At 63.4% G+C, this 14,117-nt stretch carries 14 protein-coding genes; 12 read left to right on the forward strand and 2 right to left on the reverse strand.

Going from position 1 to position 14,117, the window contains the following annotated elements; all coding sequences use genetic code 11:
• Nucleotides 1-146 precede the first annotated feature (146 nt).
• Complete coding sequence (locus AC5Y5C_RS07130) at nt 147-1,115, reverse strand: DUF7847 domain-containing protein (protein WP_499970408.1); 969 nt, start codon at nt 1,113-1,115, stop codon at nt 147-149.
• Between the two features lie 330 nt (nt 1,116-1,445).
• On the opposite strand from AC5Y5C_RS07130, the gene scoE reads away from it, so the two are divergent.
• From scoE to AC5Y5C_RS07175, 9 genes are all read left to right on the forward strand, one after another.
• Nucleotides 1,446-2,315 (forward strand): (3R)-3-[(carboxymethyl)amino]fatty acid oxygenase/decarboxylase, encoded by an 870-nt coding sequence (gene scoE, locus AC5Y5C_RS07135; RefSeq protein WP_499970410.1) that lies wholly within the window; start codon nt 1,446-1,448, stop codon nt 2,313-2,315.
• Nucleotides 2,312-2,866 carry an FcoT family thioesterase gene (locus AC5Y5C_RS07140; RefSeq protein ID WP_499970412.1) on the forward strand — a complete coding sequence of 185 codons (555 nt, stop codon included), beginning with the start codon at nt 2,312-2,314 and terminating at the stop codon, nt 2,864-2,866. Before scoE ends, AC5Y5C_RS07140 begins: the two co-directional genes overlap by 4 nt.
• A 49-nt stretch (nt 2,867-2,915) precedes the next feature.
• Complete coding sequence (fadD10, locus tag AC5Y5C_RS07145; RefSeq protein WP_499970682.1) at nt 2,916-4,409, forward strand: fatty acid--CoA ligase FadD10; 1,494 nt, start codon at nt 2,916-2,918, stop codon at nt 4,407-4,409.
• Nucleotides 4,402-4,653, forward strand: a complete 252-nt coding sequence (locus AC5Y5C_RS07150; RefSeq protein WP_499970413.1) for a phosphopantetheine-binding protein — start codon at nt 4,402-4,404, stop codon at nt 4,651-4,653. The genes fadD10 and AC5Y5C_RS07150 overlap by 8 nt, the downstream gene beginning before the upstream one ends.
• The gene (locus AC5Y5C_RS07155) at nt 4,650-8,819 is read left to right on the forward strand and encodes an AMP-binding protein (RefSeq protein ID WP_499970414.1); all 4,170 of its coding nucleotides are present in this window, start codon (nt 4,650-4,652) and stop codon (nt 8,817-8,819) included. The genes AC5Y5C_RS07150 and AC5Y5C_RS07155 overlap by 4 nt, the downstream gene beginning before the upstream one ends.
• A 31-nt stretch (nt 8,820-8,850) precedes the next feature.
• Nucleotides 8,851-9,168: a PE family protein gene (locus tag AC5Y5C_RS07160; protein ID WP_499970416.1), complete on the forward strand. Its 318-nt coding sequence runs from the start codon at nt 8,851-8,853 to the stop codon at nt 9,166-9,168.
• Between the two features lie 36 nt (nt 9,169-9,204).
• A complete protein-coding gene (locus AC5Y5C_RS07165) occupies nt 9,205-9,498 on the forward strand; it encodes a type VII secretion protein EsxS (protein WP_078324150.1) in 294 nt (97 codons plus the stop codon).
• A gap of 34 nt (nt 9,499-9,532) precedes the next feature.
• Nucleotides 9,533-9,823 carry a WXG100 family type VII secretion target gene (locus AC5Y5C_RS07170; RefSeq protein WP_030095673.1) on the forward strand — a complete coding sequence of 97 codons (291 nt, stop codon included), beginning with the start codon at nt 9,533-9,535 and terminating at the stop codon, nt 9,821-9,823.
• A gap of 67 nt (nt 9,824-9,890) precedes the next feature.
• On the forward strand, nt 9,891-10,115 hold the full coding sequence (locus AC5Y5C_RS07175) for a heavy-metal-associated domain-containing protein (RefSeq protein ID WP_499970419.1): 225 nt from the start codon (nt 9,891-9,893) through the stop codon (nt 10,113-10,115).
• Between the two features lie 27 nt (nt 10,116-10,142).
• Here the strand turns inward: AC5Y5C_RS07175 and AC5Y5C_RS07180 are convergent, their stop codons facing one another.
• Entirely contained in the window at nt 10,143-10,949 is an 807-nt protein-coding gene (locus AC5Y5C_RS07180; protein WP_499970420.1) for a class I SAM-dependent methyltransferase, read from the reverse strand.
• A gap of 167 nt (nt 10,950-11,116) precedes the next feature.
• Between AC5Y5C_RS07180 and AC5Y5C_RS07185 the strand changes: the two genes are divergently transcribed.
• From AC5Y5C_RS07185 to AC5Y5C_RS07195, 3 genes are all read left to right on the forward strand, one after another.
• Complete coding sequence (locus AC5Y5C_RS07185) at nt 11,117-12,526, forward strand: PPE domain-containing protein (protein ID WP_499970422.1); 1,410 nt, start codon at nt 11,117-11,119, stop codon at nt 12,524-12,526.
• Between the two features lie 153 nt (nt 12,527-12,679).
• Nucleotides 12,680-13,729, forward strand: a complete 1,050-nt coding sequence (locus AC5Y5C_RS07190) for an FAD/NAD(P)-binding protein (RefSeq protein ID WP_499970684.1) — start codon at nt 12,680-12,682, stop codon at nt 13,727-13,729.
• The gene (locus tag AC5Y5C_RS07195; RefSeq protein WP_499970424.1) at nt 13,708-14,076 is read left to right on the forward strand and encodes a YidH family protein; all 369 of its coding nucleotides are present in this window, start codon (nt 13,708-13,710) and stop codon (nt 14,074-14,076) included. The genes AC5Y5C_RS07190 and AC5Y5C_RS07195 overlap by 22 nt, the downstream gene beginning before the upstream one ends.
• The last annotated feature ends 41 nt before the right edge of the window (nt 14,077-14,117 follow it).

Below are 14,117 nucleotides of genomic sequence, written 5' to 3' on the forward strand. Positions count from 1 at the left end.
TAACGAGAAAGGCCCGGTCTGGCTGGAGTAATCCAGTGCAGGCCGGGCCTTTTCGTTGTTTAACTCTGTGCGCCGAGCGGGAAACTGGCGTGGGAAACTGGCTCGATTCTCTCGTGAGATTCCCACTCGGCCTGCGGTGCAGAGGTTTACACCGGTGCTGGTGCGATGACGCCGCCAGTGAGGCGTCGGTAGGTGTAGACGTGGATCAGCGCCGTGAGCGCCATTTGCATCGGTATCGCAATGATGCCGGCCAGGCCGCAGGTGATCGACGCCGCCGTGCTCGCGGCGAAACTGATCAAGGCCGTAATCAAGTACACCAAGAAGACCGGCCCCAGGTTGTCCTTGACGATTCGGAAGCTTGCCTTGATGGCGTCAACGGGGCTCAGTCCGCGGTCAACGGTGAAGAACACCGCGTACTGCGCGAAGAAGGCAAAGATCAGCCCGGGAATCACGAGAAGGATGAACCCGATGATCGTGCCGAGCCCGACCAGTAACGCGGTAGCGACAAAGGCGCCGAAGCTTCGCGCTCGGAAGAACGAGCCAAAGGTCACGGGTTTACCGTCGGCGACATCGAGGTTGGCCGTCGTGATGGATGCACCCATATAGAGCCCGGCCGCGGCCACCGCGAGTCCGATGATGATCATCAACACGGTCGTCCCCGCTCCGAGGCTTGAGGAGCTCTCGTAGGAGTACGACATGGAGTCTTCGTCGTAGGTGCCGGTGCCGGTGGTTGCCACCATGGCGGCAATGAAGACGAAGTACATGATGGCGAATGGCACCACGATGGCAAGGAACCACACCAGATACGGCGGAACGAAGGTTCCGAAGCGCTTGGTGACCTGGGCCCACGACCAGCTCCACGACTCACCGGCATTGAATGGTCCCTGCGGTGGCCATGGCGCCTGCGGCGGGTAGCCGTAGCCGGCGGGCGGGTATCCCGGCGGCGGTGGTGGGAACTGCCCGCCCGGGTACTGGGGGGCTCCCGGGGGAGGACCGGACTGGTATCCGGGTTGATATCCGGGAGGCGGGGACGGCTGATAACCCGGGGGTGGCTGATTCGGGTCGTATGCTGAGGGATCGCCCGCTGCGGGCGGCTCCTGCGGTGGGTAAGTCACCGACCTAGGCTAGCAATGAACGTGTTTGCTGAGCGCGATATGCGCATGATGGCCGAAGGCGTGTTCTGGTGGCAGGTTTCAACACATCGGGATGATTCTGCCGACTGGCGCCGTACGGTAGCCGGCCCTCGGCCGCGTGATCCTCGGCCGGTGACACGGGTGACTGTTTATGGCAGGCGTGATGTCGAACACTAATTCTATTGTTTTCCAACGATTTACCTGTCGGTGGGAAATGACTCGTCGAAACTCGGGAACTTTTGATGGGCCCGGCTCGACTGCTCCATTAGTCGCGCATCAGGCGGCCAGATCAGCGAGAAGAGTAGGAAGTCGATGACGCTCAACGTGAAGGGCGAGGGACTGGGGGCACGGGTCACGGGGATCGATCCCGGGAACCTGGACGGAATCACCACGCAGGAGATTCGTGAACTCGTTTACCGGAACAAGCTCGTCATCCTCAAGGATGTGCATCCCTCACCCGAGGAGTTCATCCAGCTTGGGAGGCTGATCGGGGAGATAGTCCCCTACTACGAGCCCGTGTATCACCACGAGGACCACCCGGAGATCTTCGTCTCGTCTACCGAAGAGGGACAAGGGGTTCCGCGGACCGGCGCATTTTGGCACGTCGACTACATGTTTATGCCGAAACCGTTTGCGTTCTCCATGGTGGTGCCGCTGGCGGTTCCGGGGCGTGATCGCGGGACCTATTTCATCGATCTCAACAAGGTATGGGAATCGTTGTCTAGCAAGGTAAAGGACTCTGTGCGGGGAACATTCAGCACGCACACTCCGCGGCGTTACATCAAGATCCGGCCGAGTGACGTCTACCGGCCCATCGGAGAGATCCTGGCCGAGATCGAGAAAGTCACGCCCCCACAGAAATGGCCGACGGTGATCAAACACCCGAAGACCGGGGAAGAGATCCTCTACATCTGTGAGGCGGGCACCGAGATGATCGAGGACGCCGACGGAACGCTCCTGGACGCTGCGCTGCTTCAGCAGCTACTCGAAGAGTCGGGTCAGCTCGACCCAGACTACGCGTCGCCGTTTATCCACGCCCAGCACTACGAGGTGGGGGATATCGTGCTGTGGGACAACCGTTCTCTAGTTCATCGTGCGAAACACGGAACGGCCTCGGGCACGCTGACGACTCACCGCCTGACCATGTTGGATGGCCTCGAGACTCCCGGATTTGCGGCGTGAGCGCGGTCGCGGCGACCTTGTCGGTACAGACCGGGCTGCCTTCCACCGGGATGGCCCCGATCGAGGAGGGTCTACTCGCCAGAGTGCTAGAACCATATTCATACAAGGGCTGCCGCTACCTGGCCGACGCCGAATATGGAATCACCTCTGACGCGGTGCACGCGCAGGGCAACTTCGCGATCAACGAGTCCGCCTATATCCGGAGTACGGGGCACTTTAACGCGGTGGAGTTGGTGCTGTGCTTCAACCAGCTGGCCTACTGTGCCTTCGCTCAGGGTGTCGTCAACGATGACATCTGGGCATTCCGGGGCTGGTCGATCGACGACTACTGCCAGAACCAACTCGCCAGCATGCTGATCAAGAGCACATCGTCGCGCTTTCGGCGACTGGTCAACGCGGAGCGGTTCTCCGCCCGCCTGCAGGCCCGTGATTTCCATATCGTCGACCGGTCGTGGCGTTACCTCCAATTCCACAGCACCATCGAATTCTGGGACGAGGACGGAGGATCCGCGGCCGGTGAGTTCGAGATCGCGGTTCTGAACATCCCCTAGCCTACGACAGGAAGCGCATCCCACCGCCATGCCTCAGTCACCGCCCACTGTGTTGGAACGGATCCTCGAACAGGCCCGCCTGCAACCTGGGCTCATCGCATTGCGCCGCACGGACGGTGCCAGTGCCGTCACGTACGGTGAGCTCGCCACCGGAGTCGGAAGGCTCGCCGCGACCCTTGGTGCCGCATCGGTCACTCGTGGGTCCCGTGTTGTGGTTCTCTCGGACAACGGGCCTCAGACGTACCTCGCGGTACTGGCATGCGCGCAGCTCGGGGCCATCGCCGTCATGGTGGACAACGCCCTGCCCCCGGCAACCATCGCGCGGTTCTGCGAGATAACGGAGCCGGCCGCGATCCTTCCGAACGTGGCAGACGAGGATGATTCGGTTCTTCCTCCGAGTATCGAAACAGCTTGGACGGCAGCACAAACCAAGGTCGGTGTCGACGACCCGCTCGCCATGATCTTCACCAGCGGCACGACGGGTGAACCGAAGGCTGTGCTGCTCCCCAACCGCACGTTCTTCGCAGTCCCCGACATCCTGCGCGACGAGGGGCTGAGCTGGATTGACTGGATGGCAGGGGAGACGACCTACTCGCCCTTGCCCGCGACGCATATCGGTGGGCTCTGGTGGATTCTCAACGGGCTGATGCACGGCGCATCGTGTGTCACCGGCGGTGAGGGCGGCGCGTCACTGAGGGAGCTGCTTGTCGAGAACGACGTGGCCACTGTGTGCTTGGTGCCCACCCTGTTGACCAGGCTGGTGTCCGAGCTCAAGCTCACCGGAGCGGGCGTTCCGTCATTGCGACTCATCGCCTACGGGGGCTCACGGGCCATCCCGGCCGATGTGCAGTTCATCGAAGCGGCGGGGGTGCGAACGGCCCAGGTCTACGGACTGAGTGAAACAGGATGTACCGCACTGTGTCTACCGACAGATGACGAGTCAATCGCCAGGATCGAGGAGGGTGCCGTCGGGCGTCCCTATCCAGGGGTGCAGACCTTCTTGGCGGATGGTGAGACCAGCGGGCCGACACATGGCGGTATCTCGGCGTCGTACGGCACGCTGTGGATCAAGTCGCCGGCCAACATGCTGGGGTACTGGAGGAATCCTGATCGCACCCGTGAGGTGCTGGCCGAGGGATGGGTGAATACCGGCGACTTGGTGGAAAGGCGTGACGATGGCTTCTTCTATATCAGGGGCCGTTCCTCGGAGATGATCATCTCCGGAGGAGTCAATGTGGTGCCGGACGAGGTTGACCGGATAGCCGAAAACGTTGCAGGGGTAAGTGAAGCTGCATGCTACGAGATACCGGACGAGGAGTTCGGGGCGCTCGTCGGGTTGGCAGTGGTGCCCACCGCACAGCTCGATGGGTCAGGCACAGCCGAGCTCAAGGGGCGGATAGCGGCGAAGTATCGGCACGAATCGGAATCGATGGCCAGGCCGTCGATCATCGCAGTCGTCGACGAGATCCCTCGGACCAAGTCCGGCAAGGTCATGCGATCCTCATTGGCGGCCACCCTCAACGGGGTGCCGTCTCGTGCCTGAAACCACGAGAGACCGGATCCTGGCGGCAGTCTGTGACGTGCTGTACATCGCGGATTCGGAGCTCTTCGACGGCGATGCCACTGATTTGCGAGAGCTGGGGCTCGACTCTGTCCGTTTCGTGCTGTTGATGAAAAAGCTTGGTGTGACTCGCGGTTCGGAGCTGCAGAAGAGTTTGGTCTCAAACCTTTCCATCGCCGGATGGGCTGAGGCACTGCAGCAAGCGCAGCCGGAGGGTGTCACATGACGTTGGCGGTGGAGCCGCGCGTGGACCGGGTGCCGTTGAGCAGGTCACAGCAGAACATGTACAACGGTGCGTTGCAGGCCGCTGATCCCGGGTTGTATCTCATCGGGAAGAGCTATCCGCTCCATCCGATCGAGGTGCCCGTGTTCCTGTCCGCGCTGGCGGGAGCGATAGAGGCCAACCCGCTGCAGCTGTGTGTCCTCGAACCGGTGCGGGAAGGTGCCCACTATCCAGAACTGGTGCGGCGGTTGCGGTTCAGTGACATCGTGACGGTGGCTTCGGAGCGGGAGGAGCCGACAACGCGGGCCGCCGGCGACCTGGTGCATATGTGGTCCACGGACCTCGCCGCCAAGCCGCTCGTGCGGTATACCGTCCGCACGGGTGCCGGCGGACAGGTGGTGGGGCTCGAGATCCACGCGCATCATCTCTTACTCGATGGCGGCGCGATCGGGGTGATAGAAACCGATCTCGGGCGTCGTCTGGCCGGTACTTCGGAATCCGGAGCACCCTGTGCGAGTGCAGCACTGGCGAAGATCGCGGCGGCGCACAGTCTCGAGGTCGTCAAAGCCGAGGAGTCGCTGCAACGTTTCGGCCCGGCACTCCAGCGCGAGCTCAACGACGCGTCACGACATGGAGGGCACGGGTTCAGTCCTGGCGACGAGTCGGCGGGCGCGGCCAGAGGTGAGTTGCAGGAATCGGTAACGCTATCCGGCAAGGCCTTCGACGCGATCGAAGCGCTGTCCGAGGCCAAGCAGGTGCCGTTGAACATTCTGGCGGCGGCGGCTTCGCTTGCGGTGGACGCAAGTCTGCGACAGAGCACCTCGACACTGCTGATTCATGCGGTGGACAATAGGTTCGGGGAACCCGACCTCAACGTCGCGACCTGCCTGGTCAACTCCATCGCGCATCCGGTCCGTTTCCCTGCTTTTGCTTCTGTGCGCGATGTCGTACAGGCACTTGATCGCGACTATGTCAGAGCCTCACGGCGCCGGTGGCTCCGCGAGGAGCAATATCGCCGAATGTATCTGGCTATCAACAAGACATCGCATGTCGAGGCGCTGACCTTCAACTTCATCCGGGAGACCTGCGCACCCGCCCTACGCCCATTTTTGTCGGCCGCACCGCATGCGACGGATATCGGTCCCGTGGAGGGCATGACCGTGTCGTGCGTGATGGACGAGGATCGGCGCACCCTCACCGTGTCTATCTGGCACCGTGCGGACCAGGAGGGTGCAACCACGCATCGGTGGATCGCCGAGCGGATCGCGGCGGCCCTGGCGTCGATGGAATCCATGTGGGACTTGCCGATTGCGATGACCGTCAACGAGTGGTTCGGGATCGGCGCCGACGGCACCCGCCGCAGGGGTGATGATTGTGCGCGGACTGAGCCCGCCGCGGCGCCCGCCTGGTTCATGCACACCGAAGGCGGTGTGGAGCAATTCCTGCAGAGGCGACGATTCGTCGAGCCGTGGATCGCCTGGCTTGTCATCAGTGGCGTTGCACCCGGCGACATCGTGGTCTGCGTCGACGATGACACCGACAAGACCATCGATCTTCTGATCGCCTGTCACCTCGCCGGCTGTGGGTACAGCGTGTGCGATAGTGCACAAGATACGTCCTTGCGTGCCGATTCGATTGTCGAGCACGGCGGCGTAGCGGCTCATGTGGTCGATATCTCCGCCCCGATCCCGATGGACCTGGAAGGTCCGATGCGTGACCTCATCAACGAGCGCATTGAAGAGGTGAAACGGGACGCGGCTTTGGCAATGAGCACCGCATATGTCATGGCGACCTCGGGGTCGACCGGTCAGCCCAAACTCGTGCCGGTCACCCATGGTGCACTCGCGTTGTTCGCCCGTGCTGCCGGACACGCCTATGGCTGGGGTGCGCAGGACAGCATTCTCCAATGTGCGCCGTTGACCTCGGATATCAGCGTCGAGGAGATCTTCGGTGCGGCGGTCTGCGGAGCACGGCTGCTCCGTTCCGCGGCAATGAAATCCGGAGATCTGGGCGCCCTCGTACGGGACATCCGGGAGCTGAGGCCCACCCTGATCGACCTGCCGACCGCCGTGTGGCATCTGCTGTGTGAGGACGCCGAGGCCCTGGCCATGATCGATGCCTCCGATCTGCGTCAGGTGGTCGTCGGCGGTGAAGGCATTCGGTCCGGCGCAGTGGACAAGTGGGTGGAGGTCGTGGGGGCACAGTCTGTCTCACTCGTCTCGAGCTACGGACCGACCGAAACGACGGTCGTCGTCACGTACCTGCCCATCGATGGGGAGTCGCAGGGAGATGGTTCAGAGCGGCTTCGGGTGGGTCTGCCGGTCATGCCCAACACCGTCTATGTCGCCTTCGGTGAAATCGTCGTCATCGGAGACACCGTGTCGGCGGGGTACCTCGGGACACCGGGCGAGAGCTTCGGCGTGGTCGGCTCCGCCGGTGGCGCGCCCAGGCGGGCATTCGCGACCGCCGACCGGGTGGTGTTCGACGAGGACGGATTTCCCACCTTCGCCGGACGCCGCGATGCGCTCGTGAAGATCTCCGGTAAGCGGATCGACACCACGTCAGTGATCCGCCGCATATCCGAGGACCCGGCAATCGTCGATGTCGGTGTGGGGTTGCACAGTGGTGCACTGGTGGTCTGGTTTCAGGCCCATAAGGACCTGGACGACAACAAAATAGCGGCGCGGATCAGACGTCTTCTCGTGGACCTCGGGGTCTCCTCGTTCTTCGTGGTGAGTGTGTCGGGCATCCCGCGTAAGCCGAACGGCAAGATTGACCACGACAGCCTGCTGACCCTGCCGCAGTTTGTGAACGCAGTGCCCGATGAGACAGAGACCGTAGAAACTGCCGCGGGTCTGGCGCGTATCTGGAGTCGGTGTCTCGGGCGGGAGATCGGTGGGGAGTCGTCGCTGCTTGCCGAGGGAATTGGCTCGCTCGATCTGATCAGAATGCTGCCGGACACTCGGCGGTATCTCGGACGCCAACTCTCGGTACTGGATCTGATCAGTGCCGATAGCGCCGCTTACCTTGCCGCGGCCGGCGCGGCGGGTGTCGAGCTCGGTGCCATCGACACCGCCATCGATATCGGCGCGGACCTCGAGCGGTTGACGGCAGCTCCCCGCGTCACAACACTGCGCCGAAAAAACTCACAGGTCAGTGACGACGGACCGATCATCGTGTTGGGTGCGTCGGGGATCGTCGGTACCGGGTTTGGTCGAGCCACGCTGGACCTGAAACGCCAGGGCGCGCTGGGCCCCGACATCGTCTTAGTGACGAGATCGGAGCTCCCCGATTCCGGGCCTTGGCCCGCGCTACGGGCCATCGACGGTGTCAGGGTCCACCATGCCGGCTCCGGGTTCGGCCCGGAAGCACTGGACACACTGCTGGGCGAGACGGGAGCTCACACCCTGGTCAACTGCATCGGGAACACCAACATGCTGGCTCCCTATCGTGATATCCGGGATGCCAACGTGGAGTGGGTATCCGCGGCCGTGGAAGGGTGCGCGGCGCACGGCACCTGGTTGATCCACATGTCGACATTCGTGGTCAACGCGGAGGCGGCCGCCGCACGCGTCACCGATCCACGTGAAGCCCTCTATCCGTACGCGGCGTCCAAGGCACTGGCCGAACTGGTGGTCGCGGCATCGCCGCTCGGGCTTGACTTCACGCTCGCGCGGCTGCCCCGGGTACTCGGAGAGGCGAGTCAATTGGTTGACGGTGCCGATGTGCTGGTATCGATTGTTGACGCATGTCTTGCGCTGCAAGCCTTTCCTTCTGTCACGCTGATCGAAGAGGTCACCACGGGAAGCGCTGCGGCGATGTCCATTCTTGGCATGGTGGGGGAAGCGTCGACGCTCGGCCGGGGAATCACCGTGGTTCGGGGCACGGAAGTTCCCTATGCGGAATTCCTCGGTGGGTATGGCCTCGACGAACTCGAGCTACCCGAATGGAAATTTCTGCTGGACCGCAGCGATTGGGCCAAGCGAAACCCTCGGAGATGGTCGGTGATTGACGCCTGGACGGGGCTCGCGAGGCGACTGGGCGCGCAGAGCTATGCGGACCATCTCGCGGGATATTCGACTATCTCCCTTGATGCCACGCCAGTAACCGAACTCCCCGCGGTACCGGAGTCGATCCGAGATCTACTCGCGCAGGGACGTTCTCAATGACCGAAATGCACACAGAGGAGGAGAACTTGCCATGATCCTGAACGTCGTTCCCGAGGGACTGGTCGCCGCCAGTGCCGTGGTGGAAGCCTTGACCGCACGGCTTGCCGCCGTGCATGCGGCCGCCGCGCCGGTGATCAGCGCTGTGGTGCCGCCGGCGGCCGATCCGGTATCTATCCAGAGTGCGGCGGCGTTCAGTGCCCACGGAATGGAGCGTGACGCTGCCGCGGCCGGCGCGGCCTATGAACTGGGCAGGGCCGGTGTCGGAGTCACCGAGGCTGCCGCGGGTTACACCGTCGGCGATATGCAAGCTGCCGCAACCTATATGCCCTATATGCCGGGAATCGCGTAGTTCCCGGGACAATCCACACGATTGAGGAGATGAATAATGAGTTTGCTTGATGCACATATTCCGGCTTTGGTGGCCGCTGAGGGCACGTTCGGTGCCAAGACCGCGTTGATGCGTTCGACGATTTCGCAGGCCGAGCAGGCCGCGATGTCGGCGCAGGCCTTCCATGTCGGGGAGTCCTCGGTGGCCTTCCAGGCCGCGCACGCCCGGTTCGTGGAAGTGGCCGCCAAGGTCAACGCGCTACTGGATATCGCCCAGATCAACCTCGGTGATGCCGCCGCGACCTACGTGGCCGAGGACGCCGCCGCCGCCAGCCGCTACATCGGCGTCTAACCCACCCCACTCGACGGAAAGGACAAAACAAAAGATGTCGCAGATCACGTTCAACTACCCCGCGATGCTCGCCCATGCCGGCGAGATGAACACCTACTCCGGCGTGCTGACCGCCCTGGGCGCCGACCTGGCCGCCCAACAGGCCTCTCTGCAGGCCGCCTGGCACGGCGATACCTCCATGAGCCAAGCCGCCTGGCAGGCCCAATGGAACACCGCCATGGAAGAACTCATCCGCGCCTACCGCGCCATGGGCACCACCCACGAAACCAACACCCTGTCCATGAACGCCCGCGACATGGCCGAAGGAGCCAAATGGGGCGCATAAACGCCCTGTTTCGGAGGCCGCTGCCTCCACATCCGTCGTGAATAAATATTTCAGGAGGAAACACGATATGTCCGAGCAGATTTTTGCCATCAGCGGGATGCACTGCAACTCATGCGTCATGGGAGTGACCGAGGCGCTGACCGCACTTGGCCCGGTGCGCGAGGTGTCCGTCGACCTGGACCCCAAGGGTGCCTCGACGGTGCGTGTTCTGTCCGACAGTGTGCTGTCGGTGGAAGAAGTTCACGAGACGCTTGTACGTGCCGGTGGTGATTTCGCCGTCGCTGCCGGATAGCGGCTAACGGGCAGAAATGCTGCAGCCTCAGCCGAACTCGATCACCGTATGAGGTGCACGCAACCGGTCGAGGCCGGGCAGTGCATACAGCAGCGGACCGGCCCAGCGCAGTACCTTGCCGCGCCCGGCCGGCATCCGCAGCTCCCGAACACTGCGGATGCCTCGGATGGCGCGCAGTTCTCCGTACTGATTTGCGGTGAACGAGAAGGGCATTGGCGGAACAGTGTACTGCTCGCTGAGCCTCATGCCGCGCTGTGAGTGTGTGCTCAGGAACTTCGGCACGGAGTCAAAGACCAGCCTTCCGCCGGGAAAACGCTTGGCGCACTCGGTGATCAGGTCGAATACTGGCTCACGTTCCAGGTACTGGAAGAGGCCCTCGGCGGTGATCAGCACGCCGCCGGCGCCGTCGATCCGATCCATCCACGAATAGTCGAGCGCGGATTGTGCGCAGTAGCGCAACCGGTCCGATTGCGGGAGCAGCTGCTGGCGCAGCTGCACAATGGGCTCCAGGTCTACCGACCACCAGGTGAGCTCGCCGTTGTCGACGCGCCAGAAGCTGGTCTGTAATCCCTCGGCCAAGGCCACCACACTCGCGCGCGGATGCGCCGTCAGGTAGTCCCGCGTGGCTACGTCGAATATCAAGGCGCGCAAGGCCGTAGCTTGGTGCGTGCGTCCGAAATGCTGGAAATCGTAGTCAAGGCGGGCGTGCAGCGCGATGGCCATGGGGTCCTCAATGATGCCGTCCAGACGGGCTGCCTCGGTCGCTCGTTGATGCAGCGTGAGCAGTGCGGTCTCGGACACCCCGTGGAGGTGTCGGGCGTCGACGACTGGCATGGGCCCGACTGTACGGGAAGGCAATAGCGCGTGGGAATTCCTGGCGCGCAACGATACATGTGATTTCGGACGCTGATTCTGATTGTGCGGGAACTTTCTGACGCAGGGTCCGACTACTCCCATGGTGACGTGAAACCGTTTGCGTCTATTCAGCAGGGAGGCGGCGTGTGACGGCACCGATATGGATGGCGGAGCCTCCGGAGGTGCATTCGGCGCTGTTGAGTGCAGGGCCCGGACCGGGTGGCGTGCTCGCCGCCGCCATGCAGTGGCAGGAGATCGCGGACAACTATGCGCGCACGGCGGCCGAACTGACCCAGGTCTTGGCCGGAGTTCAGGCAAGCAGTTGGCAGGGGCCCAGCGCGTCGGAGTATGTGGCCGCTCACCTGCCGTACCTGGCATGGCTCGAGCAGGCCGCTGTCGAGAGCGCTGTCATTGCCACCCAACATGAAACAACTGCGGCGGCTTACGGTGGTGCGCTGGCGGCCATGCCCACGCTTGCCGAGCTTGCCACCAATCACGTCACGCATGGAGTGCTGGTCGGCACGAACTTCTTTGGAATCAACACCATCCCGATCGCGCTCAATGAAGCAGACTACGTGCGCATGTGGGTGCAAGCGGCCGCCACCATGAGCACCTATCAGGCGACGGCCGAGGCCATGACGTCGGCGATACCACCGACCCAGCAGGCGCCCGCGATCCTCGGGCCAGGCGGTGAGGCCCGCGGTGACCAATCGGATGTCCCGGGCTCGCCGGACCAGATCATGAAGATGCTGCAGGGCTTTCAGCAGTGGTTCGAGAAGATGGGCTTCAACCCCGCGACCTCGGCCGTGCTCGCCGTGATCATGCTTTTCCTCTACGACCTGCTCTGGTACCCGTACTACGCCTCGTACCTGCTGCCGTTTCTCATTCCCGCTCTCAGTGGGCTCAGCGGTCTGGCGGCACTGGTACACCTTCGGCCCACTGCGGCAGCGGTTCCGGCTCCGGCGACAGCACCCTCCGCGGACAGGCCGGTATTCCGGGCCGTGCACCGTCCGGAGGCAGGTCTGGCGGCCGCGCCCCTGCCGGCCATGTCCGCTTCTCCTTCGGGGGGCTCGGCGCCGGCCACTCCCACGCAGGGCGCTACTGCCCCGGCTTCCTCCGCCGCTCCGGCATCAATGAGCGGGATCACTTATGCCATACCCGGTTTTGTGCCGCCCGGGGTGAGCTTTGGCCCCAAGGGCACGGCGAAATCGCCGGATTCCGCCGTCGACACCATCGATGCCGCCGCGGCGGCGAGTGTGGCTGGGGCGGCTCCGGCGCGGCGCAGACAGCGCGGTAAGGGCAAGGCCCGTATCGGAGGGCAGCGCTACGAATACCTGGAAGAGACTGCCGGTATGGGTGCAACGGCCGGGTCCTCGACCGAGGTCGGCGAACACGCCGCGACCAACAGAGGTGCCGGCCAGCTGGGGTTCGCAGGCACGGCGCCCGCCGCGACCAGTGCGCGCACCGCCAGGACGGTCAGGTTCGGATCGGAGGACACCCGGCACGTGGTTCCCATGCTCCCGAGTACGTGGGAAACGGACAATCCGGAACAGTGATAGCCGTTCTACCTTTGTTTATAAGCAAAGCTTTGGGGCTGTTCACGGATTAGTCACTACTCACGGGCTTCTTTGCGCAGAACAATCGAAGGCAGTCAGCGGAAAGCATCGTCGGTGGCGTTCCTGGATTTTCACGCAGAGAAGGGCAGAGCAGTGAGTGAGTACGGGTGGACAGTGGTCGGCGCGGGCCCCGCGGGCATTGCGGCAGTGGGGAAGCTGCTCGATCACGGAGTGCCGTCCGGCTCGATCGCCTGGATCGACCCGGAGTTCGCCGCGGGCGACTTTGGCACGAAATGGCGTGCCGTGCCGAGTAATACGTCGGTAAAGCTGTTCATCAACTACCTGACGGGCGCGCAATCCTTCCGGTTCGCCCATGCGCCACATTTCGCGCTGAACGACCTCGCGCCCACCGACACCTGTCTGCTTGGCGATGTGGCGGATCCGCTGGTGTGGATCACCGGGCAGCTTTGTGAGCAAGTGAGCGCCCTGCGCACGACGGCGACCGGTCTGACACTGCAAGGCGGCCGGTGGACCGTGCGGACCGAAATCGGCGATATCACCTCGAAGAACGTGATCCTCGCGGTCGGTTCGGTTCCCAAGACGCTCGACTACCCGTGGTTGAACGAGATCCCGATCGAGACGGCACTCAATCCGGAGAAGCTCGCTGCGCTGCCACTCGAGGGGGCCACCGTTGCCGTCTTCGGCGCGTCACATTCGAGCATGATCGCCTTGCCCAACCTGCTGGCCGGGCCGGCGGCCAGCAGGTTGGGCAAGGTCATCAACTTCTATCGCGGCCCACTGCGTTACGCGGTCGACATGGGGGACTGGACGCTATTCGACGACACCGGCCTGAAGGGCGAGGCCGCACGGTGGGCGCGGGAGAATATCGACGGAGTGCTGCCCGACCGGCTGCAGCGCTGCCTGGTCGACAGCCCTGAATTCCCCGAGCTGCTCCAGAGCTGCGACTACGCCGTCTACACCGTCGGATTCAATCCCAGGCCAATACCCGCTGCCCCGCAGTGGGGACACCTGGAGTGCAATGCCGCCAATGGGATCATCGCTCCCGGTCTGTTTGGGGCCGGAATTGCGTTCCCCGAGTATCGGATCGATCCGATGGGCTTCGGTGAACACCGTGTGGGACTGCAGAAGTTCATGGATCGCCTCAACAAGGTGGTGCCGTTATGGCTGAAGTACGGCTCGTGACCGTCGGTGAATCCGTTGGCGCCGAACCCGATTACCGATTCACGCTCGCCAACGAGCGGACATATCTGGCCTGGGTGCGTACCTCGCTGGCGCTCATCGCCAGCGGGGTAGCCCTCATGCAGTTCGTTCCGGAGTTCTGGATTCCGGGTGCCCGGCACGTGGCAAGCATCCTGTTGGTCATCACCGGCGGCGTGCTGGCGATGGCGGCCGCGCGACGGCGGCGCCGGGTGCAGGACGCGATGCGCCGCGATGCCGACCTGCCGCCGAGCCATATGCCGACGTTCCTCAGCGTCCTGCTGCTGGGGATGGTCGTGCTGCTGGTGGCGCTGCTGCTCAAGGGCTGGTGAGGAGCTTTGTGGAGCCCGTAAACGGTAGATTCGGTGGTCCG

The organism is Mycobacterium sp. NGS15 (genome assembly GCF_059813245.1).